Raw genomic sequence first — 24563 nt, forward strand, 5'->3', positions numbered from 1 at the left:
TAATAAGATGGAAACTGAAAAATTGGTTAGAAATACAACGCTGCTATTATGCTTTGCAGCCGGGTTTTGTGATACGCTTACTTTTGTTGCCGCAGGCGAATTATTTTCGGCCCATGTTACAGGCAACTTTATTGTGTTTGCTTACGACCTTATTAAGCATAATAACCCGCATGACTGGCAAAAGCTGCTCACCTTTCCTGTTTTTGTGCTGGCCGTAATGCTGGGCGGCCGTATAGGCAAAAAATCGGCTAATATGTACACGCTGATAATTTTGGAAGGGCTGCTGCTACTTATTAGCGGCATATTATCGGCGCTGTTGATAAGCGGCGGGCAAAATACGGGCTGGCAGGTACAACTAATTGTAATACTCCTTGTAACTGCAATGGCGTTTCAAAATACGTTTGGCAAGCTGTACAGCAAAGCTACCTATGGTTTAACAACAGTAATGACCGGCAACGTAACCCAGGCTTCCCTCGATTTGATAAAAGGTATAACCACCCGCCCGGCAGATGCCGAAACATGGATAAGCTTTAAAAAACAGGCTACTTTAATTATTGGCTTTTTGGCAGGATGTTTTGCAGGTGCGCTTATGGCTAAACACTACGGGTTGGTTTCGGTTTTGCTGCCGGGTGCAATGATGCTGGCCTGGCTGGGAGCAAATAATCTGTTTAAACAACAAGCGGCCTGATTTCGCTCCCTGCCTACGTACCAAAATCTTTCCGAATTCCCAGCTTTTTCATTTTAGAGTTGAGTGTGGTTGGGGGGATATTCAATAAACCGGCCGCTCCGCCTTCTCCCCATATTTTGCCATTACACTTTTTCAGCGCTGCCAGTATGTGGGCACGTTCTCCTTCAACCATGGTGGTAACCACGGTTTCGGCAGGCATAACAGCTATAGGTTGCTCTAACTGGGTGGGCAACGCCATGCTATTGATCATGTCATCGCGTGTTAGCAGTACATTACGCTCTATTAAATTTTCCAGTTCGCGGATATTGCCCGGCCAATGGTAACGTTTCATGCTCTCCAAAACCTGCGGGGATATACCGCGCACAGTTTTACCGGTTTTACGGGCGTAGATGTTTAAAAAATGCCTGGCCAGGTCGGCAATATCCTCTTTTCGTTCGCGCAACGGGGGCATTAGTATAGGAAAAACATTGATGCGGTAAAAAAGATCGAGTCTGAAACGACCCTCAGCCACTTCTTTATCCAAATTACGGTTGGTAGCCGCAATAATCCGTACATCAGTTTTGATGGTAACACGACCACCAATGCGTTCTATTTCTTTTTCCTGCAATACCCTAAGCAATTTTGATTGCGATTCCAGCGGCAATTCGCCTATTTCATCCAAAAATATAGTGCCTGTATGTGCCTGTTCAAACCGCCCTATTTTTCTTTCGTGGGCACCTGTAAATGCTCCTTTTTCATGGCCGAATAGTTCAGAATCAATTAACGATGTGGGTAAAGCCGCGCAATTTATCCTGATAAAAGGTTTGTCTTTTCGTAGTGATAATGAATGAATACGCTCTGCTATTTTTTCTTTGCCGGTACCGCTTTCGCCCAAAATAAGTACCGATGAATTTGATTTAGATACCTGGACGACATTATCAAACACCGTTAACAACAAATGGCTGCTGCCAATAATACCACTGAAGGGATTTGGCTGTTCTGTTGTTTTAACCTGCGGGTTTGGCGTATAATTACCCGGCTTGTTAATCAGTGGACTGTTAGGAGCATGCTGCATGCTTTCCATAAAACTGGTTAACATAAGCTGCAACCTATTGCATAGCACTAAGTGATCGGCCTGGTATGCGTCTGGTCGGCGGCTATAAAAATTAAAATAACACACTTTGCCATTGCTTAATGAAATAGGCATTGACAAATGCGACTTTAAGTTGTACGTATCGGCAAACAATTTTTTTAACGAAGGTTTTTTCAGCAAAACTTCTAATTCATTTTCGTCATACCAGGTTGCTATCAGGTCGGTTAGGTCATTAGCCTTTAGTTTGGCCAGTTCATGCTGCTTGTGGTTGGTAACAATCATCAGTTCTGTACCGCCTATCAGTTGGTATTCATCAAAACCTATCCTCGAAAAGCCGATTTCATAAAAACTCCCGGTATCCTCCTGTTTCATACCCACCGACAAAAATTCAAAGGGAATATAGGGTTGTAAAGTTTTGCCCATCTGCAATATTTTATGCTCCCAGCCAATTGTTGAAGCCAGTATTTCGGCAGCTTTTTTTTGTAATACTGCAATTTGACGCAGGCCATTCTCCAGTTGGTTTTCATAGCGGTACATTGCTATATCCAAGGCAATCAATACATCTTTTTCGCGGAATGGCTTAATCACAAACCCATACGGATTGGTAATCTTTGCGGCCTCAAGTACCTTTTGGTTGGAGTTGGCCGAAATATAAATAAACGGGGTATTTATTTCGGTTAAACGATGTGCCAGATCTATACCTGTAAGCTTCCCTTTTAAATAAATGTCCAGCAATACAAATCCCGGCGCAAATTCATCAATCATTTCCAGCGCTTCTGGCACGCTGTCGGCAATACCGCAAACGTCGTAGCCTGCAGTTTTTAAAATATTGCTTAATACATCTGCAATAATAAACTCGTCCTCAACAACAAGAATTTTTTTCCGATTCATGACATTCTAAGTTAGTGTTATTTCTGTTTTGCTGTAACCCTGTTAAATATTTCTGTTTTAAAATCAATATTTATTATACATCCCTGTTCGCTGATGATATCAAAACTTCCGCCCAGTTGCTTGGCCAATCCCCGCATTAAATTTATACCTAACGATTCAACTTTATTTATATTAAAGGCAGCAGGCAGGCCAGGCCCGTTATCGGCTATAGTTAACTGGTTGTTCCCGTCAGCTTTACTAACCAGTGAAATATAAATAATACCGGCCTCATCGGGTTTGTAAGCGTATTTAATGGAATTTGTGATGGCTTCGTTCAGTATTAAACCAAGCGGTACTGCCTGCGCCACGTCCAAGTAAAGTTCATCTATTTGTTTTTCAAACAAAATGTGGTTATAAAGGCCGCAACTGTCTTTTAAATAACCGATCATTTCATCAATATACTCCTGCATACAAATCAGGTCGAGATTTTCGGACTGGTAAAGTTTCTGGTGAATCAGCGCAATGGAGTGCATCCTATTTTCGCTATTCTGTATGGCGGCCAGCGCCTCGTCATTATCAATATAAGCCGATTGCCGCTGCAACAGCCCCATTACTATTTGCAGATTATTTTTTACCCTGTGATGGATCTCTTTTAGTAGCCATTGCTTTTCTGCCAATAACTTGTCTTTTTCATTTACAAGTGCGTTCAGCGCCACGTTGGTTCGCTGTTTTATCCTGTAACTATTAAAAATCAAGCACATCAAAAAAATAAGCAGCACGCTAATTGCCAGGGTAAGGTTGCGTGTATTGTTGGCCCGTACCGCCTTTTCATGTTGCAGCAGGCCTTCTTTTGTTAAGAATTTGATATTGCGTTCCTTTTGGTCAGTTTCATACTTAATCTGCAGCTCCTGAATTTCCTTGCTTTTATTACTATTAAAAATAGAATCGCTGAACTGCTTAAATAAATATTGATGCTGTAGTGCCAATAAATAGTTCCCTTTTGCCGAATCAATTTTATACTTTATAAAATAAAAGTCCCTCGACCGTGTAACAGCAGCACTTTTCGAAATTTCTTCATCAAGATAAAATGCAGCTCTTTCAAATTTTTTTTGTGTTATATAAAATTTGGCAATATCATACTTGGCCAAAGAAACAATCTCGTCTGCTGTGGTCTTGGGGTACAGCCTCATCATTTCAACGTAGGCAGCCTCTGCATTTTTATAGTCTTTCAAAGCTTCGTAACAATAAGCCTTTATTTGTGTAATAATAGCTTTATCGTAATTGTCATCCGGCGGGTGTCTTTTTTCGATGCCAATTGTAAGGGCAAGCGCTTCCGAATACCTTTTCTGCTTTATTAACCCTTTAACAATAAACCCGGCTGTCCTGTATTTTTGCTGGAGTGGTAAATTTAGGTTTTCGCGCAGTGCCAGTGTTTTTTTATACCAGGCAACACTGTTATCGGTTTGCCCAAGCGCATCGTACACCTCGGCCAATTCGCCAAACATAGAAGCTTGCCTTACACGAATGTTGGTGGTATCATGGCTTTTATCTATCCGCCTTATACTTTCTAAAATATAAAGCAGGGCTTTATTCATATTGCCACGGTACCTGTTTATATGGGCCAGGATAAAGTAAATGGCCCCCATATTGCTAAATGAGCTATTCCCATATTTCTCAATGGCTTGTATGCAATCTTTTTCGGCCAAATATATAAGGCCGAATTTAAAATGCCCGTGGGCCAGATTGTACCGGGCCATAATTTCACGCTGCCTGTCATTGGTAGCTATAAATAAAGTAATAGCGTTGTTATACGCGCCAATTATTTCCGTTACTAAATTTGCGGGCACAAGGGGCCAGTTTGCCAATTCGGTTGTTTTACCAAACCTTTCCCATGTTTTTGCTTCCTGTTGTTTGTTGCCGTTTTTTTTATAAAAATCTACTACTTGCATAAAACATGCCTTTCCGCTATCGAGCATATTCTTCGAGAGGTAAACTGTACCTAAACTGCACAGGCTTTCTAAGCGGCCAGACCCAGCCTCCACATGTAGCTTTGTACTTAAGCTGTTCTCTCTTTTAAAAAAAACGAAAGCGCTGTCGAGATCGGGCTTGTTTAACCTGAAGTGCCGCTCAAGGTAATAGCTGCCAAGTTGGCGAAGCATGTTTAGTTGATTGGTATCCGGCCTTGCCGTACGTAATTGGGCAAGCAGGTTGCTTACCTTATCCTTAGGCGCCGTTTGGGAAAAGCATGGATAGGTTGCAGCAATAAATAATGACAGAAGAACCGTCGCTTTAAACATAATTTATTGTTAATAGCCAATTGCTTCTGCATCCGGCAACTTGTTGATGAAGTTTCCCGGATCTGCTATTAAACCTGGCTATAATTTAAAATTTAAAATCCATTACCTCGATAATTATTGCCGTTCCGGCGGCAAGTTATAACGGACGGCAATGCTTATTCATAAACCTTGCCACAACTGAGCGTGATAGCCGCCGGATTTTTATTAGCAAACACAATTATAAATTGAGATGTATTTTTATTTCGCGGCCTACGTAAAATATGTTACCGTGTAACGATGGCAGCGATATTTAGCTGCAAAACAACGATATATCGTTGTTTTAACAGGTGTTGTTTTATAATTTTAGCGTGTACGAAATGCTATTTTTATAACCAGTCCATGATCATTTGACACCGATAATTTCCCACCAAGTTGTTTGCTTAACCCCCGCATGAGATTAAACCCCATCGAATTCATTTTCTCAAGGTCAATGTCAACAGCAAGGCCCCGCCCATTGTCGGCTATTGCCAATAAATAATCGTTTTCCCCGGTTTGCTCAAGGGCTATCCTTATATAACCATCCCGATGACCATTAAAAGCATATTTGATTGAATTGGTAATAGCTTCGTTCAGAATAAGTCCCATAGGTACTGCTACATTTACTTCAAAGTTAATATCGGCAACTAATTTCTCAAACCTGATGCGGTTGCCCAAATCAAAGCATTCCTGCAGGTACCCAACCATATCATTTATGTAATCATTCATGTTGACCAGCATTAAACTATCTGACTGATATAACTTTTGGTGTATAAGGGCTATTGAATGCATGCGATGTTCGCTATTGCGAATAGCTGCCAGCGCCTCTTTATTATTAATAAATGATGATTGTCGCTGAAGCAGGCTCATTACTATTTGCAGGTTGTTTTTCACCCGGTGATGAACCTCTTTTATCAGCCATTCTTTTTCTTCTAATAAACTATCTTTTTCGCTCACTAATTGGCTCAGTTCTTTATTCTTACGATCTATCTCAATAGTCTTTTTTTGGTTTATGCGGTAACTATTGTAAAGTAAACCAACAACTATTAAAAGCATACCTATGCCTATCAATGTAATATTGCGTGCGTTGGTGGCGTGGTTCGCCTTTTCATACTGTAACTGCCGGTCTTTGGTAACGGACACAAGGTCGCTCTCTTTCTGCTCGGTGGCATATTTTATTTGCAATTCTTCTATTTGCCCGCTTTTGGTGGCATTAAAAATCGAATCGTTTAACCGTTTATACTGCTGAAAATACTTGATAGCAGACCAGGGTTTCCCAGCAGCAGAATCTATTTTAAAACGCATTAAATTGATATTCCTTTCGCGCGATAAATTAAAATTTACTGACTGCAAAGCTTTCAGGTAATAGGCGGCCTTGCTGTATTTTTTTTGTTGTAAATAAAAATTGGCAATGTCGTACGAAGCTATCTCTCGCAGGTAATTGATACGACAGTTCCTGTAATAAGTCATCATTACCAGGTAGAATTTTTCGGCTAACCTATATTGTTTAAGCCCGTCATAACAATAGGCTTTTACCTGGGCGGCCATACCTTTTACATTATCTTCTTTAGGCGGATGCCTTTTTTCGAGGTTTATAAGGTAGCTAAGCCCCTCGGCGCTACGTCCCAGTTTATTTAAGTCAAGCACCATAAAACCAACTGTGCGGTACAATGCTTCAGGCGGCGTACCGGGTATTTTTTCACGTAAGGCTAAGGTTTCTTTATACATTTCTATGCTCTTGTCCGTCTGCCCCAATTCGTCGTATATCAGCGCCAGCTCGCCGTATAACAAATCTTTATTTACTGTATCGCGTAACCGGTTCATGCGGTTCATCGCCTTCAGCAAATAAAATAGCGACACATTGTTATTACCTGCGTCCCTGTAAAACTGCGATAAACTTGCATACAGCACATTAACCCGGGCAAAGCTGGAGTTTTCAAATCTTTTAATGATGTCTATAGATTTTTTCTTGTAACGCTCATCAAAACCCCTAACACCAAAAGAGCTGGCTATAATTATTTCCCTGTCAATAAGGGCGCCGGTGTCCTTTGTAGTTTCCAATAATCTTAAACCCCGACTATAATATTTCTCGGCCATTTCGGCCGCCAACTCAGGTTTCTTTTTGCCGGTATCTGTCATTTTATTTAATACATTCTCGCCAAATTTTAACCATGTTTGCGCCTGCTTAGCTGTTTCCAGCCTTGCTTCATGCGCCTGTGCCACAAGGGTATAATACCTTTCTGCAACAGGCAGGTTATTGCGTGCCAGGTACACATTGCCCAATTGTAAATTACACCTGTTTATTTCGGTGCTTCGGTGCGCCGCTGTAGCCATCAGGAGTGCTTTGTTCAAATAAAACTGCGCACTATCTAAATGATTTTTTTGATTATAATGCGATAAATAGTAAAGGCCTAATTGATATAAAGCCTTAATACGCGATGTGTCAACCTGGTGGTGAGCTGGCTGCGTGTACAATTGCTCCTTTACCTCTTGGGCGGGGCAAAACTCTGGTACAATAAGCAATAAAATTGCTATCAGGAGTTTAACATATTTGCTATCGACAGCCACAGCAAGCCAGCAGTTTTTGGGGATATTCGCCTCTCTGCCTTCTTGTTTGGCAAGGCCTGGTAACTGATGCCCCATCGAATTTATTTTTTGAAAGTTAAGTCGTTAATGAGTTGGTGGCGAACCTGCTTACCCAAATAACATACCAATATAAACATTTTTGTTTCCGGGCGTCATAAGAAATATATCTCGTGATTTAAAAAATCGATTTACAGCATACCGATAATCAATACCAGCATATTCATATACCTTATTGATTAACAAAAAATTAAAAACATATTCTTAATGATGATTTCGAAAAAATCCAATCATCCTTGCAAAATGAGAAGCCGGCAAAAAACCAGGTAATTTACTGTAATTAAGAAACCTAAAAGCAGATAGAATTTATTTTTTGATGGCTTACTTGCCGATACAGAACTTACTAAATATATTTTCCAGCAGATCATCCGTAGTAACTACACCGGTAATCTCGCCAAGGTAATGAAGCGCTTGTTTAATATCCATCGACAGGAAATCGGATGTTATACTCCCGTCTATCCCACCAAGCACCCGTACAAGGGCCTCCTCGGTTTTTTGTAGTGCCTCCAGGTGGCGAATGTTGGTTACCATGGTTTCATCGCCGCTTAGCTGGTCTTTAATGGATGAGGAATAGATGCGTTGTTTCAACTCATCGATATGTTGTTTTTCTTTAGCTGATATGATGGTCAGCTTATCGCCATGCGGTAGGGCTGTTAGCTGGGCATCGGTAAGCAAATCGGCTTTATTGGCTACCAGCAGCATGGAAATTCCTGGCTTTTGCAGGCTTTCAATGTCGTTGTTCAATTCTTCGGTAGTAATTTCAGCGGCATCAAACACGTAAACCAACAATGCCGACTGGCTTATTTTTTCCATTGTACGCTGTACCCCTATCTGCTCAATAGCATCAGTGGCCTCGCGGATGCCGGCGGTATCTATCAACCGGAAATTGATGCCCTGGATATTCAGTACCTCTTCAATAGTATCACGGGTGGTACCAGGAATATGGCTTACAATGGCCCTTTCCTCGTTCAGGAGCGCATTCAGCAGCGTCGACTTACCCGCGTTGGGCCGGCCGGCTATAACTGTATTTACACCGTTCTTGATGGCATTACCCAGTTCGAATGACTGGATTAACCTGCCTACTATTTTGGTTATTTCATGAATGAGGTTTTTCAGCTGGTCGCGGTTGGCAAACTCAACATCCTCTTCGGCAAAATCAAGTTCCAGTTCAATCAGCGATGCAAAATTTACCAGCTGCTCGCGCAGCGCTTGCAGCTGAGTACTAAAACCGCCACGCAATTGCTGTAAAGCTACCTGCTGTGATGCTTTGGAGTTGGAGGCTATCAAATCGGCAACCGCCTCGGCCTGCGATAAATCGAGTTGTCCGTTCAGGAATGCCCTGAGGGTAAACTCGCCCGGCTTGGCCGATCTTGCTCCCTTTTTGATGAATAGCTTTATGATTGATTCGATGATATACCCCGAGGCATGGCAACTAATCTCGACAACATTCTCGCGCGTATATGATCGCGGGGCAACAAACAACGATGCCAATACTTCGTCAAGCACCAAATCGCCGTCAACAATATGGCCAAAGTGGATGGTATGCGAAGCCTGTTTGGTTAAATCTTTACCCTTCCACACACTGTTGGCAATAGCTATGGCATTCAGCCCCGAAAGGCGGATCACCGCGATAGCGCCAATCCCGTTTGGGGTAGCAAGGGCAACGATGGTATCTTCGTGGTGAGTGGTGAGTGGTGAGTGGTGAGTGTTCATAGTCGGTGGTCAATAGTCGATGGTCGATAGCCCATGGTAAAAGGACCAAAGCACAAAAGTCGCAATTTAAGATCAATCTTCCTATCATCATTTTGTAACCTAACTATGGACCATCGTCCATGGTCTATGGACTAAAAAAACTACCTTTGCCGCCACTATGGTAACTTTTTTTGAAGCTTCGCTCGATACTATTTCGGTACATCATGTTGGTAATCCTTTGCAGGATGAGTTATACGCCTTGTCGGATAGTCCGCTGGAATTGAAGGATGAGATTATCCCCAACCTGCTGATGCAGTACTTTTTAAAGCCCTTTGAAAAGGTTAACGAAGTTTATCACCTGACACACAGCAGCGGCGACCTGGCGCTTAACGAGTTGCATAACTTTGCCACCAAGGTGTTTGAGGATCAGGAAAAATTTCACGAAGCATCAGAAAAAATTGCCAAGCATCTTTTTAAGGTTACCACCCATCCCAATATTAAAGGTGGCGAGTTGTATGTTGTTTACTTTAACAACGTACAAATTGAAGGTAACCCACTGGATACCATCGGCATTTTTAAATCGGAGAATAAAGAAACCTACCTGAAGGTTTACCCCGATAAAGGCGGTTTCCAGGTTGATTATGAGCAGGACGCCATCAACATTAACAAGTTGGATAAAGGGGTGCTTATCTTTAACATCGAGAAAGAAAACGGTTATAAAGTAGTGGTGGTTGATAAAACCAACGGCGGCCAGGATGCGGCCGTATACTGGAAAGACGATTTTTTACAGCTCAAGATCCGTAACGATAGTTTTAACCAAACCAACAATACCCTGGGCATTTACAAAAACTTTGTTACCCAAAAACTCGACGATCAGTTTGAAATGAGTAAGGCCGATAAGATTGACCTGCTCAACCGGTCGATGAAGTATTTTAAAGAAAAGGAAACCTTTGATATGGACGAATTTGGCAACGAGGTAATAGGTAACCCTGAAGCCATCGAATCGTTCAAAACATTCAAAAACCAGTACGAACAGGAGTTTGACAGCCCCATTGGCAACACCTTCGAAATATCCGGCAATGCCGTAAAAAAACAAGCCCGCGACTACAAAAGTGTTTTAAAGCTGGATAAAAACTTCCACATCTATATCCATGGTGATAAACAACTGATCGAAAAAGGCTTTGACGATGATAAAGCGATGAACTTTTATAAGGTTTATTTTAAGGAAGAGGCGTAGGGTTGGTTGATTAAGTGAGTGGTTGATTGGGTTAAGTGGTTGACAGATTATCAGCATTTTAAACTTAATCAACCACTCACCTAATCAACTCAATCAACTACTCCACCAAAAAACCTATACCGCCTCTACCCTCTTCAAATGCAAATTACTCACCGGCTTAACCACCAGCGGTATTTTTTCAATGCGGGTTTCGCTGGTATCCAAACCAAAGGCTTTGGCTTCTGACTGGGCCAGTTTTTTAATGGCGAAGTAACTGTTAAGGATAAATCCTTCGCTCACGCTGAACAGGTTATTATAACTCAGGAATTTTTCCATAATTACAAACCTGAAATCGGCAGGGATATTATACTCCTTAAGGGAAGGGTATTTACTGGTAATATCAATTTCTTTGCGTTTCACCATATCCTCAACCACGTTGCGGAACAGCACGTTAACCCTCGGCTGAATCCTAAAGCCTAAGCGGTACTCAATGCGGATAACCTTACCGGGCTCAATATGGTCAACGCTGTACTCCATGGTGTAGGGCTCATCTGTACGTTCAATGTGCACAAACCAATAAATATCGGCACGTTTAGGGCGGCGGCTCATGATAGAGTAAATAATCTTTTCTTCTATCTGTTTGCTGTTATTGGCTTTGGTTAGATAAATCAGATGTGTAGCGTATTTGTTGACGGTAGTATCGGCACTAAGTGCATTTAACAGGGGTAATTTTTCTTTAATATCTACAAAATGCAGGAAACGGTTATTGATCTTCCTCGCCCTGAACCAAACATACATGGTAAATATCAACCCAACTTCAAAGCCTACAAAGAATAACCTTTTAACTATTTTAACCGCATTGGCTACAAAAAACGAGAACTCAACGGTTAAAAACAGGCACAAAATAATTGTGACCAACCACACCGGCCAGTGTTTAACATAGCGCATGAAATAGTACATTAAAACGGTAGTACTTAGCATTGCAATGGTGATACTAAAGCCGTAAGCAGCGGTCATGGCACTTGATGTTTTAAAATACAACGATACCAGGATACAACCCACACAAAGTATCCAGTTGATGCTGGGGATATAAATCTGTCCGCGAATGTTAGATGGATATTTGATAGTAATGCGCGGCCAGAAGTTCATGCTCACCGCCTCGCTGATTAGTGTAAACGACCCGCTGATTAAAGCCTGGCTGGCAATAATAGTAGCCATAGTAGCTAATGCAATACTCGGGATCAGGAACTGGTGAGGCACTATCTCGAAGAATGGATTTACGCCTGTAAAATTCTTGTTTGGTGCCTGCGCCAATACCCATGCGCCCTGACCCAGGTAGTTAATAACCAGCGTGGTCTTCACAAATATCCAGCTTACCTGGATGTTTTTGCGACCACAATGGCCCAAATCTGAGTATAAGGCCTCTGCACCCGTTGTACATAAAAATACCGCGCCCAGCAGCCAAAACCCTTTTGGATGATCCATTAGTAAGCGCGCGCCATAGTAAGGGTTCAGCGCTTTAAATATGCCTGGAGAATGCATCACCTGTATACCCCCTAAAATGCCCAACATAATAAACCACATCAGCATAATAGGCCCAAAAGCCGAACCAACCACTTTGGTACCGAACTGTTGAAAAAAGAAAAGCAGTATAATTATCGCAATTACTATGATCAAAATAAGGTTATTACCAGGAATGATAACATCCGAAAAGTAAGGCACCAGGTTCAATCCCTCAATAGCCGATGTTACCGATATTGGTGGGGTAATTATACCATCGGCAAGCAAAGTGCCCGCCCCAATAATTGCCGGTATAGCCAGCCATTTACCATATCGCCTTACCAGGGCATACAATGAGAATATGCCACCCTCGCCCTTATTGTCGGCCTGTAGGGTTATCACAATGTATTTAAAGGTGGTTTGCAAGGTAAGCGTCCAAAAGATGCAAGAAATGGAGCCTAAAACCAGGGCCTGATTTACTTTTCCGCCTTCGACCAGCAGGGTTTGAAATACATATAGCGGGGAAGTACCGATATCGCCAAAAATGATACCGAGCGTAACAATCATGCCCGCAAATGTGAGGTGCTTAACGTGTGAGTTCATTTAATAAATAAAAAAATTAGGGGATTGAAAAGGTGACAATACTGTTGCCTGGGATTTTTTTTGCAGCCACATTGAATGTTGACCGCCGCAACAAAGAAATACTATCGCCATAAACTGTTTTTAATAACGAAACCTCGTAGTCAAAACACATGCCTACAGGACTATTATCAAAAATAAAAACCTGTATTACAAACAATTGAATGAAAAATGCAGCAATTTGTAAAAATCAAAAAAACTATCAAAATGATAGGTTTTATCAAAACGATAGCCATTTACAAATAAAAAATTTGCCATTTTTTTATGTACAATATGACCTCAAGAAACCATTTCAGGCCTTCGTAGTATTGAATACAACAATTGTTACCAATAAATAAACACACTTTTTGCTTTATTAAGTAAACCTTTTCGGCGAGGATAAGTCATACTTTTACAAACAAAATGTATTTCAAAAACTTGTCACATTTACCTTATGAAAAAGTCATTCGCTATTTTATTCATGTCTGTTATTTTAGCAAGCTGCGCAGTAAAGCAGTACACCATTGGCATGAGCGAAACGGAATTCACCGCATCACAGAAATATAATTTGAGCCTTGTTGAAGCAACACAAGGAAGATCTGTTTACAAGCGGGTAGTTGAAGCCGATGCCCAAAGAGTGGTAGCAAACATGTACTATTATTTTAAAGACGGACGCCTGGTACGTATGGAACGGGTTGAAGAGCCAAAGCCCGCAGTAGTGGTTGTTGAAAAGGCAAAAAGTTAGCTTGAAGTCTTGAGCCGAAAGTTTTAAGTTCCAAGTCAAAAATGCCAATTCAGCCCCATGACTTAGAACCTAAGGCTTAAGACTTAGTACTTATGACTCAGCTAAAGTTTGGAAGTACGCCCTCTATCCCCCACCGTTCCTCAATGCCCAAACCAAACAGGGCAAAATCATACTTCACCGGATCGAGCGGATCAAACTCCCTCAATCGTTCTGTTAGTTCAAGCGCAGTTTGCCAGTCGGTTTGTTTGCGGGTGATGAGTAATAGCTTGCGGGAAACCCGGTCGACATGCAGATCGAGCGGGCAAATCAGATCGGCAGATTTGATACGGCTCCAGATGCCGAAATCAACGCCGTTCTCGTCTTTACGAACCATCCAGCGTAAAAACATATTGAGCCTTTTACAGGTTGATTTTTGCGAAGGCGAGGATACATGCTTTTTTGTGCGATGCGGATAATCGGGCAGCGAAAAGAAATAGGAACGGAAGTGATTGAGATGATCTTCGGCCCCCCAGCCCCCGGAAGGGGGAGTTCCTTGATTAGGAAATTTAGCCGCTTGTTCCCCCTTCAGGGGGTTAGGGGGCTTCGGCATAAATGCATCCTCCAGCGAATCAAAGTTTTCATAATGATATCTAAAAAAGCTGATGAAATAAAGCGTATCGATATCGTTAAAAGTGCGGTGCTTAAAGCTCAGCAGCTTTTTAAGATCGGGCTCTTCGTGGTTGATGATAAAATCATAGGGTGCCCCATCCATCAAGGTTATTAGTTCCCGACACTTTTTGATGATGGTAACCCGCTGCCCCCAGGCCAGGGTAGCTGCCCAAAAACCCATGATCTCGATATCCTGTTTTTTGCTGAACATATGCGGGATCACGATAGGATCGTTTTCAATAAACTCCGTGCGGTTGTATTGGGCAACTTTAGCGTCGAGGAAGGATTGGAGGTTTTCGCTCATTACATATAAAAAACGTCATTGCGAGGTACGAAGCAATCCCCGATTTGCTAAGCGGGCTTGCATGTAGGGGATTGCTTCGTACCTCGCAATGACGGGTAGGTTTTAACTCAGTGCCTGACGAAGATCTTCCAGTAAATCTTCAATATCCTCAACCCCTACGCTTAAACGCAGCAGGTTGTCAACTACGCCGGCTTTTTCACGTTCGGCTTTGGGGATAGAACCGTGCGTCATGCTTACAGGGTGGTTAATCAGGGACTCTACACCGCCTAATGATTCGGCAAGGGCAAATACTTTAAATGATGAAGCAATACGGAAAGTTTCCTGCAGGTCGGCATCTTTCAATACGATAGATATCATGCCGCCAAAATCGCGCATCTGCTTTTTGGCAACTTCATGATTTGGATGGTCGGTAAAGCCCGGCCAATAAATTTTCCCGACTTTGGGGTGTGTTTTCAGAAACTCAGCCACCAGGCGACCATTTTCACAATGTGCCTTCATGCGCAGGTGCAGGGTTTTAATCCCCCTGAGCACCAGGAAACTGTCCATTGGGCCGGGTGTGGCACCACAGGCGTTGTAAATAAACCAAAGCCTTTTGTACAGGTCCTCGTCGTTCGTCATCAGGGCGCCCATTACCACATCGCTGTGGCCGCCAATATATTTGGTTACAGAGTGCATTACCAGGTCGGCCCCAAGGTCGATAGGGTTTTGCAGGTATGGCGAGGCAAAGGTATTATCTACCACAAACAGCAAATTTTTCTCTTTGGTTATTTTGCCTATAGCCTCAATATCCACAATTTGCATAGTTGGGTTGGTAGGCGTTTCTATCCAAACCAGTTTGGTGTATGAGTTGGTGTACTCAGCAACAATTTCGGGATCAGACAGATCCAAAAAATGAAACTTAATGCCATAGTGAGCATAAATTTTTGTAAAAATCCGGTACGAGCCTCCATACAGGTCATTCCCGGTAATCACCTCGTCGCCGGGCTGTAATAATTTCATCACGGCGTCTGTGGCGCCCATTCCGCTTGAAAAAGCCAGGCCAAATTCGGCATTTTCCAATGCGGCCAAACAGCCCTCAAGCGCTTTACGGGTTGGGTTGGTACCACGCGAGTATTCATATCCCTTATTATCCCCCGGCGATTTTTGCCAATAGGTAGATGTCTGGTATATCGGCGTCATGATAGCACCGGTGGTTGGATCGGGCTCCTGCCCTGCGTGTATTGCTTTAGTTGCGAATTTCATTTTTGGTTTGTTCATGGTTCATGGATCATAGTTCATGGCAGTATCAGATTCGGCTATGAACCATGATCTATGAACTATATGCTGAATTAATATGCCCTGGCAAATAACACCCTTTGTGTAGATGGTTTACCTGTCAAAATACATTTCCCTTCTTCCTGTTTATTATCCAAAGGTATGCAACGGATTGTCGCTTTAGTTTCCTCTTTTATTTTTTGCTCGGTTTCGGGTGTACCGTCCCAGTGGGCGCTTATAAAGCCTGGTTGTTCATCCAACATGCGTTTAAATTCCTCGTAGGTATCCACCTCGGTCATGTTTTCGGCGCGGAAATCAAAAGCTTTTTTATAGATATTGTTCTGAATTTCTTCTAATAAAGCTTCAATATGCTGGGCCAACCCTTCCTGGTTAACGGTATTCTTGGTTTTGGTATCGCGGCGGGCCAGTTCAACGGTTCCGTTTGTCATATCACGGCTGCCAATGGCTACACGCAATGGAACGCCTTTTAACTCGTACTCTGCAAATTTTGCTCCGGGACGGTGGGTATCACGATTATCGAATTTTACAGAAATACCTCTGGCCTTCAGTTCTTTCTTTAAAGAATCTACATAAGCTGATATATTATCCAGTTCTTCCTGGTGCTTGTAAATAGGCACAACCACAACTTGTATAGGCGCCAGTTTTGGCGGCAATACCAGCCCCGCATCGTCACTATGGGCCATAATTAAAGCACCTATCAAGCGCGTCGATACGCCCCATGAGGTTGCCCAAACATGCTCTATCTTATTTTCTTTATTGGTGAATTTTACATCAAAGGCCTTTGCAAAATTTTGCCCCAAAAAGTGCGATGTACCTGCCTGTAAGGCTTTACCATCCTGCATCAAAGCCTCAATACAATAAGTATCCAAAGCGCCTGCAAAACGCTCGTTGGCGGTTTTACGGCCTTTTACTACCGGTAGTGCCATCCAGTTTTCGGCGAAATCGGCATATACATTCAGCATTTGTTCGGTTTCGGCTATGGCTTCGTCGGCTGTAGCATGGGCGGTGTGACCCTCCTGCCATAAAAACTCGCTGGTACGTAAAAACAAACGGGTACGCATTTCCCAACGCATTACGTTGGCCCATTGGTTAACCAAAATAGGCAAATCGCGGTATGATTGGATCCAGCCTTTATAGGTATTCCAGATAATGGTTTCTGATGTAGGGCGAATGATCAGCTCTTCTTCCAGTTTGGCATCCTCATCAACTATAATATTGCCATTACCATCGTTTTTAAGGCGGTAGTGGGTAACAACAGCACATTCTTTGGCAAAACCATCAACGTGGCTGGCTTCTTTGCTGAAAAACGATTTGGGTATTAACAGCGGGAAATAGGCATTGCTATGCCCGGTATCTTTAAACATGCCGTCAAGCACGGCCTGTATTTTTTCCCATATAGAATAGCCGTACGGTTTAATGATCATGCAGCCCCTAACCGGCGAATATTCGGCCATGTCAGATTTAATTACTAAGTCGTTAAACCATTGCGAATAATCTTCGTCTTTACTGATAACACCTTTGCTCATATTGATTGGAATAGAATTTTTGACTTTGCAATTATTGTATATTGCGCCCAAATTTATAAATTTAAAACTTATTCGAACCCGAACTTTTACAAACCTGCATATGAAACGGAATATTGCAATAGGAATTTTTCTCATCAGCGCCCTGGCACTGAGTTCCTGCTCCACTCAAAAACTCGCCACCACTGCCAGTAACGACGATGTATACTTTTCGAATGCGAAGGCAGGAGATGAGCCTATTTATGCCGTGCAGCCTGTTTACAACCAAACTGATGCTGATAACCAACAAGTGCAGCAGGAAGATGACGACGATTATTTTTACTACGATGATTATGCATCGCGCATAAACCGTTTCAGTTATTACTCTCCGTTTAGTTATTACGATAATTTATATTACGGCTACAGCAACCCCTATTACAACGGCGGTTTTAGCTTAGGCTTTAATTATGGTCCTTATGGTTATGGCTACTCGCCGTACGCGTACGGCGGCTGGGGACTTGGTTATGGCTATGGTGGCGGCTGGGGCCTTGGTTTAGGCTATGGCTACCCGTACGGTTATGGATATGGCGGTTTCGGTGGCGGTTATGGCTACGGTGGCCTTTATGGCGGCGGTTATGGATACGGCGGCGGTTATGGCCGTGGGGGTTATGCTTCATCAGGTACGCCGCGCCCTGTGCGCGGTACCGGCAGTCCGTTTAGCGGCCGTGGTTACACGCCAAGTTCATTTACCCGTACTGCCCGCCCGGTAGGTGCTGGCTCGCCTACGCGTACCGGTATTGGTTATATACCAGGCGGCCGTGCAAACAGAACAACCGATGGTACTATTACCCGCGGCAATTCAAACAACAGCAATACCAGTTACTCGCGCGATTCTCGCCCTGTAAGGCAACAAGATACCAGGCCACAAACCCAAAGTGTTGAGCGCTCTTCACCATCTCCAGCCCCATCGCCATCATCTTCAAGCTCGGGCGGCGGCGGTAACAGCGGCGGCGGTGGTGGTGGCGGCAGACCAGTTAGACCATAATTTTATCAGCTTAAATCTATGAAGATTAAATATTTACTTAGTGTGATTGCTATAGTAGCAATTACAAAAGATAGTTTTGCGCAATATTCGCAGGATGCTATTCGCTTCAGCACCTTTCAAACAGGTTCAACATCACGCATCAAAGGAATAGGGAACGCGGGGACAGCTATTGGCGGCGATTTGAGCTCTATCAGCGGTAACCCTGCAGGGCTTGGCTTTTTTACACACTCCGAGGCAAGTATTACACCGGAGTTTGACGGGTCGAAAGTAAATTCAACCTACCTTGGCCAGTTTAATACCGATAGCAAAAGCAACCTGAATTTCAGCAATGCTTCAGTTGTAATTTACCAGCGGCTGAGCACGCCAAAAGGCCGTGATAAAACCAAAGGATGGCTAAGTATCAACTACGGCGCAGCATACAGCCGTACCAATAATTTTTATGAAAACATTACCTACGGCGGTAAAAACACAAGCAACTCCATAGGCGACTATTACGCGGGAATTGCCAATTCAAACGGCCAGCTAAGCGATGGTGGGTTGGATGACTGGGCCTACCAACAAAACCTGATAGATAGCTATGCCACCACCGGCGGCGGCAGCGAATATCGCAGAAATGCATATGGAACTGTAAATCAATTAAATAACACCATCCGCACAGGCGGACAATCGGAAGTTAACCTGGCATTTGGCGCAAACTACAGCAACAAGCTATATTTTGGATTAGGAGTATCTTTTTCCGACATCCGTTACAATTCCTATAACGTGTTCAACGAAACAGGTACAGCAAATATTCTGGTTAACAATATAGGCACAAATGTTGGCTTTAATTCCAATTTTGTTCAAGACCAGGTTACCAAGGGCTCTGGCGCTAATGTTAAGCTGGGGGTAATTTATAAACCTGTTAACGCCTTACGTTTGGGCTTTACCTTTACATCACCTACCTATTATACCATTGACGACTCGTACTCCGAAGGCCTGAACACCAACTTTGCCAATAACAGCAGCTTTAAAAACGGCCCGGTGGAGTATCCATTATCCTATAACATGCGCACTCCCTTAAAATTAACCGGCGGTGCTGCCATTTTTATAGGCAAATACGGCTTCATATCGGGCGATGTGGATTATATTGATTACACTACTACCCACATCAGCAGCAACGACAGCTATAGCGCCGATTTTGATAACAGCAACATAAAAGCACTGTACCGCTCAACCGTAAACGCCCGTATAGGCGCCGAGGCACGCCTTAACAGCATGTTTTACCTGCGCGGCGGTTACGGCATACAGGGTAGCCCGCTAAAAACCAACGGCAGCGATATTAAAACCGTAACTGGTGGTATTGGTGTACGCTTTGGTAGCTATTATGTTGATGCCACTTATGCGCATTTAAGCGGCAACCAAACAGTTTACCCCTATGAAATAGGTACAGGCAGCCCCGGAGCCAATTTGAAGAAGACCAACAATAACGCATTCCTGACATTGGGATACGCGTTTTAAGAAATGTAATATATAGCAAACGCCGCCTGCATTTTTATAATGAGGCGGCGTTTTCTTTTAATAAGCTGTCTGAAATAAGCTGTCTGAAAAATAAAAAAACGTCATTGCTTCATACCCACCAATAACGTATCGGAATTTACATAAACATTCGTTTGAATGCAGGCTACAACTCACCCGGTCGAGGCTACGCCCGACCTCCCTCTCTCCGGCTGAAGCCGCAAAGAGGGTTTGGGAAACCATTCCGATGTAAATGCCTGACTATAAAACTTCTTTAAATAATAAACCCTCTTTGCAGCTTCAGCCGGAGAGAGGGTCGGCCAGCGCAGCGTAGCCGGGGTGAGTCGTCGCCGCCATGCCATATACGTCATTGTCTCTTCATTAGCTGTATCAAAAACATTAGCGAACCCAATTTAGACAGACCTCTAAGCTCTCGTTTACAGTTCTGTTATTTCTGAACAAAGAAATTGTATGTCCCTGAATCGGAGATATTACCGTTGGCATCTATAGTAACTACACGCCAGTAATAAGTGGTATTTGCTCCTACCGTTACATCATTAACAAAAGTATCCGTAATGTGGTTCCTGAACAAATCAGGATTACCCGATGGGCCAAAATACACGTCATAAGCTACAATATTTGAACTTACCGAGCTTCCTTTCCACGTAAGGTTTACTTTGGTTGTACCGGCACTTAAAACGGCGCCAAATGCAGGTGCTGTAATTTCGGCAGGGAAGGGTGCATAAGTTACAACTCCCGGCCCGGCGTTGTAAAATTTCCAGGTATCACTTTTGGTTACAACCGAAGATTTATTCGATTTGGAACCGATGTACCAGGAATAAGGAGTGTTGCGGAGCAGTTTTACCGTTGCACTGGTTGCAGATGTGGTTTGCGTTGTTGCTGCTTTGGTTAGCAGGTTTGTAATCGTTAAATCGTACTGGTTTGTGTTCGAAGACGCGTTCCATGAAAAAGACACCGAACTTTCTGTGGCTGATAGTACTGTACCGGTAAGGCAGGGCTGATCTTTTAGCGGCGCGGATAAAGTTGCTATACCCGGCGCAGGCGCTGGCGCTTTTTTTCCGCACGATAGGATAACCAATATTGCTACTACACTTAAAATACGCTTCATCATTTTTTTACAATTTTATAGCCGGATTTATTGTTATCCAGGTTTAAATTAAGATAATACACCCCATTTGGAAGGGCCGACATATCAAGCTGTATTACGCCCGATTGATTGGTGTATTTGCTATTCAACACAGTTTTACCGCTCATGGTATTAATCACGTTTACACCCACGTTATTAATAGTTTGGTTACCAATATTAACATTAAGCACATTTTGAAACGGATTGGGAAATGGTACAACCTTATCGGCAACTATAATAACTTTTTCAATTACGCCCTGGCATAAGTTATCTGTTGTGATGCTGAGTTTATTGTAACCGGCAGACAGCGGAAGGCTAATTTCCTTTTGTGTAGTATTATAGGTTACGCTATTCAATACTATTTGGAACGATGTACCGCCATCCAGCTGTAAATTCAAATTATTAAGCTTTGGATCAACAGTGGAGTAAACCGACAAGTCCTTCGGTTCGGTAACTTTTAGCTGGAAGCACTGGCTGAAAATTTCGCCGTCAACCGAAAAACAAATACTGTACTCGCCTGGCGACAGGTTGTTCACCGTTAATGAATCGGTAAAGGGATAAGATTTGCTCAGCCCGTTTCCTGTTAATGCCGCAGTATATTTAAGTTTTTGCAATGCCGCTATATGGATGAGCCCATTGTTACTTCCCTTACAGGTTGCACTTACAACGCTGATATTGAAATTATTGGGCGGCAGTTGCAGCTGCGATAAAACGCTGATATATAATGAATAAGTAGTGTAATTATTTGCGGTGATGGCAACTGTATAAGCCCCTGTTTTGGTAGCTATATAGGAATTAGTTGTGGCTCCGGTTATTTCCTTCCCATCAACCGCCCATTGATAGGTATAGCCGGTTGATGGGGAAGCCGACAGCGTAACACTGCCACCCTTAACGATGGTTGTTGACCCTGTAGCTGTAATTACAGGCACGGGTGCCACAATCAGCTTGCCGGCCACATAATTGAACGTGTAATTTTTTGCAGTAGCCCCTGTCGCGGTTATGGGGTAAGTACCCGCTGCGGAATTTGTGGTTGCCGTGGTACTGATGGAAGGCCTGGTAAGTATTACAGTTGTATCCTGCCCATAAACAAAGCCCTTATAACTAACGGTTAAAGCCGGATTGTCTTTAAGGATGGTTTTTATTTTATCATCTGCAGTAACCGTTAAAACCGCTTTATTAACTGTTAAGGGCTGGCTAACAGGCAAGGCCGCCTTATAATTGGCATTCCCATCCTGGTTGGCGGTTATGGTGGTTGTACCTGCGCCTTTAATGTGTATTTTATCTTTAACAATGGTTGCCACAGTGGTATCACTACTGTTGTAACGAATCTTGATCACGGTATCGGTACTTGTGGCCAGGGGGCTGTAATCAACAGCACCGTAGGTAACAGCCTGTAGTTTATTAAATGTAATAGTTTGCGAGCCGATACCGACCGTAATATTTACTTTTGCACTTGACGAGCCCGAGCTATTATAGGCCGTAACGGTATAATCTGTTGCAGGCGATATAGATAAAGGTACCCCACTAATTACCCCCGTGCTATCAATGCCAAGGCCCGCCGGCAAACGCGGATGAACAGTGTAACCGTTTACAGCCACTTTACGAATACGGCCGTTACCCGCGTCCGCAACAATGATATTATTTTGGCCATCAAACGTTAAGCCCATGCTGCCCCGGTAACTGCTCAGCGTATCGGTAGCATCATTATAAGTTTTATAAGAGCCGCCTGAAAATGGTAACGGGCTGGTTTGTTTACCATTACTGTCAAACTGAATGATGCTGAATGCTTCTACAGTTGAAAGGTATACACGGTTCAGGTTATCTACGGCGACGCCATAAGCTGATGTGTAAGTGGTATCAGAAAAAGTGGAGACAGTTGTGTAGTTAGAAATTTTCCTGATGCAATTATTGCCCTGGTCGGCAACATAAATATTCCCTTTCTTATCTGTCGCAACTGCATACGGCACATAAAACGTTGCCTGCCCGGGATACCCATCTTTCCTGCCCGGTGCACCCGTTCCCACAAGAGTTATAACATCTCCTGTCGATGAAATCATCCTTATCCTATTGTTATAAGTATCGGCAACTATGATACCACCGGACAAAGGATCTAAAGCCAGTCCATATGGATGGCTAAAACGGGCATCAGTACCATTAGCGTCCTTGTAGCCATCATTAACACCACCGGCAAAAGTACTTACCAAACCCTTGGGCGTAATCTTCCTGATCATGTTATTTCCAAAATCGGCAACATAAACATTGTCGTTTTTATCTACAATAACACCGGTTGGGTAGTTAAACCTTGCGGCGGTATCCTGACCGTTTTTCACACCTTTTTTGGGATTGCCCGCAAATGTACTTACTACACCATTAACCGAAATTTTCCTTACCATGTTTAAATTGGCATCTGTTATAAACATGTTTCCTTTACTATCAAAAGCCAGGCTGGTAGGATTTTCAAACCTGGCATACTTAACCAGGGTGTCTTTGTAGCCATAGTATCCGCTGCCGGCCAACGTACTAACTTTTGAATAAATTTCTTTGGGTATTGCTCCGCCTGTATTCCTGGGCGCGGCAAGGGTTGCTTTTGTGCCTACTGTAAATTTCACTGCACCGCTGTAACTGATTGCGGGAGCCTGGCCATAAATGCGTTCTGAAAAAAACAACAGGATAAAGCAAATAGCGATAAGGTAAAGTTTCCTCATTAATATCGGTTTAGGAATTTTAAAGAATGTTTGAGTTAAAAATTTTACGGAAAATTATCAAAAATTGCGATAAGTACCAAATAGTTATGAACTGTTTATTTAAAAGATATTAATAACCTATGTTTTATTTTAGATAGGTTATTACAACATTATCATTAAGTTAATTTTCAATCAGCACTTTATTACATAAACTAACATCAAACCTGTTGCACTAAAAACAGAAATGGCCTAACCATTTTTGATTAAGCCATTGCAGATATTAAAAATCAGTTATTATATCCCCGAAAGATCGCCTATCTGCTCGGTTTTTACCAGCCTCCGTATGTCAAACCCTTTATTTGCGGCACGTACCAATAGCTGGTTATAATCAAGTAGTAAGACTTTAAGCAAGGTTTCAAGTTCAAAAATTCGTTATCCGAAATCAAAAAATCTTGTTACTTGATACTTACTACTTACTACTATTTATATCCCCGACAGATCCCCTATTTGCTCGGTTTTTACCAGCCGCCGTATGTCAAATCCTTTGTTTGCAGCACGCACCATTAGTTGGTTATAAGTTTGGTCATCCAGCGTTGGCCTGCGGCTCAAAATCCACAAAAATTTGCGATTAGGGTGTCCAACCATAGCATAGCTGTAATCTTTAGCCAGGTCGATAATCCAATACTTTCCTTTAAAAGGCCAAAAAAACTGCACGTCAAGTTTGGAGTTAACGCCTCTATCGGTCACGGTAGCCCGCCCCTCGGTTACTTTAAGTTTATTGCCTTTTATACACCTGTTTTTAACAATGATGCTGCCATCCTTATTTAGGCCATAGGTTGCCGATGTACAGGAACATCCTTTTTCAAAAGGCTGCTCAAAAGCGGCTACCTCGAACCAGGTGCCCAGGTATTTTTTTATGTCGACGTAATTTACGGTTTCCAAAGGTTTTTCTTTTGCCTGTTGCAATGCCAAAGCAGCAGCAGCGGCCAAACCCAATACTACAGAAGTTGCCAAGATTTCTTTCTTCATACTCCAATAACGATTAGGTCTGGCAAAAAGTTTAACCCCGGTACAGATATTTACGTTATTAAACGCCCTGAAATATTTA

General features: G+C 42.8%; 16 protein-coding genes. 5 read left to right on the plus strand and 11 right to left on the minus strand.

Annotation, left to right across the window (positions count from 1 at the left end; translation table 11 throughout):
• Window positions 1–7: 7 nt before the first annotated feature.
• Entirely contained in the window at window positions 8–688 is a 681-nt protein-coding gene (locus PQ469_RS17820) for a YoaK family protein (RefSeq protein ID WP_274208882.1), read from the plus strand.
• A gap of 13 nt (window positions 689–701) precedes the next feature.
• Here PQ469_RS17820 and PQ469_RS17825 read toward each other — a convergent pair whose 3' ends face one another.
• The 4 genes from PQ469_RS17825 to mnmE form a co-directional block, all read right to left on the minus strand.
• Window positions 702–2651, minus strand: coding sequence for a sigma 54-interacting response regulator (locus PQ469_RS17825; protein WP_274208883.1), 1950 nt, complete (start codon window positions 2649–2651; stop codon window positions 702–704).
• A 17-nt stretch (window positions 2652–2668) separates the two neighbouring features.
• Window positions 2669–4927, minus strand: coding sequence for a tetratricopeptide repeat-containing sensor histidine kinase (locus PQ469_RS17830; protein WP_274208884.1), 2259 nt, complete (start codon window positions 4925–4927; stop codon window positions 2669–2671).
• A gap of 342 nt (window positions 4928–5269) precedes the next feature.
• Entirely contained in the window at window positions 5270–7585 is a 2316-nt protein-coding gene (locus tag PQ469_RS17835; RefSeq protein ID WP_274208885.1) for a tetratricopeptide repeat-containing sensor histidine kinase, read from the minus strand.
• A 321-nt stretch (window positions 7586–7906) separates the two neighbouring features.
• Entirely contained in the window at window positions 7907–9298 is a 1392-nt protein-coding gene (mnmE, locus tag PQ469_RS17840; protein WP_274208886.1) for a tRNA uridine-5-carboxymethylaminomethyl(34) synthesis GTPase MnmE, read from the minus strand.
• A 157-nt stretch (window positions 9299–9455) separates the two neighbouring features.
• On the opposite strand from mnmE, the gene PQ469_RS17845 reads away from it, so the two are divergent.
• Window positions 9456–10514 (plus strand): nucleoid-associated protein, encoded by a 1059-nt coding sequence (locus tag PQ469_RS17845; RefSeq protein WP_274208887.1) that lies wholly within the window; start codon window positions 9456–9458, stop codon window positions 10512–10514.
• Window positions 10515–10628: 114 nt separating this feature from the next.
• Here the strand turns inward: PQ469_RS17845 and PQ469_RS17850 are convergent, their stop codons facing one another.
• A complete protein-coding gene (locus PQ469_RS17850; protein WP_274208888.1) occupies window positions 10629–12596 on the minus strand; it encodes a KUP/HAK/KT family potassium transporter in 1968 nt (655 codons plus the stop codon).
• 469 nt (window positions 12597–13065) lie between these two features.
• Between PQ469_RS17850 and PQ469_RS17855 the strand changes: the two genes are divergently transcribed.
• Window positions 13066–13356 carry a hypothetical protein gene (locus PQ469_RS17855; RefSeq protein ID WP_274208889.1) on the plus strand — a complete coding sequence of 97 codons (291 nt, stop codon included), beginning with the start codon at window positions 13066–13068 and terminating at the stop codon, window positions 13354–13356.
• A gap of 97 nt (window positions 13357–13453) precedes the next feature.
• Here the strand turns inward: PQ469_RS17855 and PQ469_RS17860 are convergent, their stop codons facing one another.
• The 3 genes from PQ469_RS17860 to proS all read right to left on the minus strand — a co-directional run bounded on the left by PQ469_RS17860 (window position 13454) and on the right by proS (window position 17109).
• Complete coding sequence (locus tag PQ469_RS17860; protein ID WP_274208890.1) at window positions 13454–14308, minus strand: TIGR02757 family protein; 855 nt, start codon at window positions 14306–14308, stop codon at window positions 13454–13456.
• Window positions 14309–14410: 102 nt separating this feature from the next.
• A complete protein-coding gene (locus PQ469_RS17865; protein WP_274208891.1) occupies window positions 14411–15550 on the minus strand; it encodes a cystathionine gamma-synthase in 1140 nt (379 codons plus the stop codon).
• Between the two features lie 86 nt (window positions 15551–15636).
• Window positions 15637–17109, minus strand: a complete 1473-nt coding sequence (gene proS / locus PQ469_RS17870) for a proline--tRNA ligase (protein WP_274208892.1) — start codon at window positions 17107–17109, stop codon at window positions 15637–15639.
• Window positions 17110–17209: 100 nt separating this feature from the next.
• On the opposite strand from proS, the gene PQ469_RS17875 reads away from it, so the two are divergent.
• Both PQ469_RS17875 and PQ469_RS17880 read left to right on the plus strand, forming a co-directional pair.
• Window positions 17210–18130, plus strand: coding sequence for a hypothetical protein (locus tag PQ469_RS17875; protein WP_274208893.1), 921 nt, complete (start codon window positions 17210–17212; stop codon window positions 18128–18130).
• An 18-nt stretch (window positions 18131–18148) separates the two neighbouring features.
• Window positions 18149–19627 (plus strand): OmpP1/FadL family transporter, encoded by a 1479-nt coding sequence (locus tag PQ469_RS17880; protein ID WP_274208894.1) that lies wholly within the window; start codon window positions 18149–18151, stop codon window positions 19625–19627.
• Window positions 19628–20072: 445 nt separating this feature from the next.
• On the opposite strand, the gene PQ469_RS17885 is transcribed toward PQ469_RS17880, so the two are convergent.
• From PQ469_RS17885 to PQ469_RS17895, 3 genes are all read right to left on the minus strand, one after another.
• Window positions 20073–20756, minus strand: a complete 684-nt coding sequence (locus PQ469_RS17885; RefSeq protein ID WP_274208895.1) for a hypothetical protein — start codon at window positions 20754–20756, stop codon at window positions 20073–20075.
• A complete protein-coding gene (locus tag PQ469_RS17890) occupies window positions 20753–23476 on the minus strand; it encodes an MBG domain-containing protein (protein WP_274208896.1) in 2724 nt (907 codons plus the stop codon). Before PQ469_RS17890 ends, PQ469_RS17885 begins: the two co-directional genes overlap by 4 nt.
• Window positions 23477–23938: 462 nt before the next feature.
• Window positions 23939–24484, minus strand: a complete 546-nt coding sequence (locus PQ469_RS17895; protein ID WP_090645796.1) for a lipocalin family protein — start codon at window positions 24482–24484, stop codon at window positions 23939–23941.
• Between the last annotated feature and the right edge of the window lie 79 nt (window positions 24485–24563).

The organism is Mucilaginibacter sp. KACC 22773 (assembly GCF_028736215.1).
Classification (GTDB): domain Bacteria; phylum Bacteroidota; class Bacteroidia; order Sphingobacteriales; family Sphingobacteriaceae; genus Mucilaginibacter.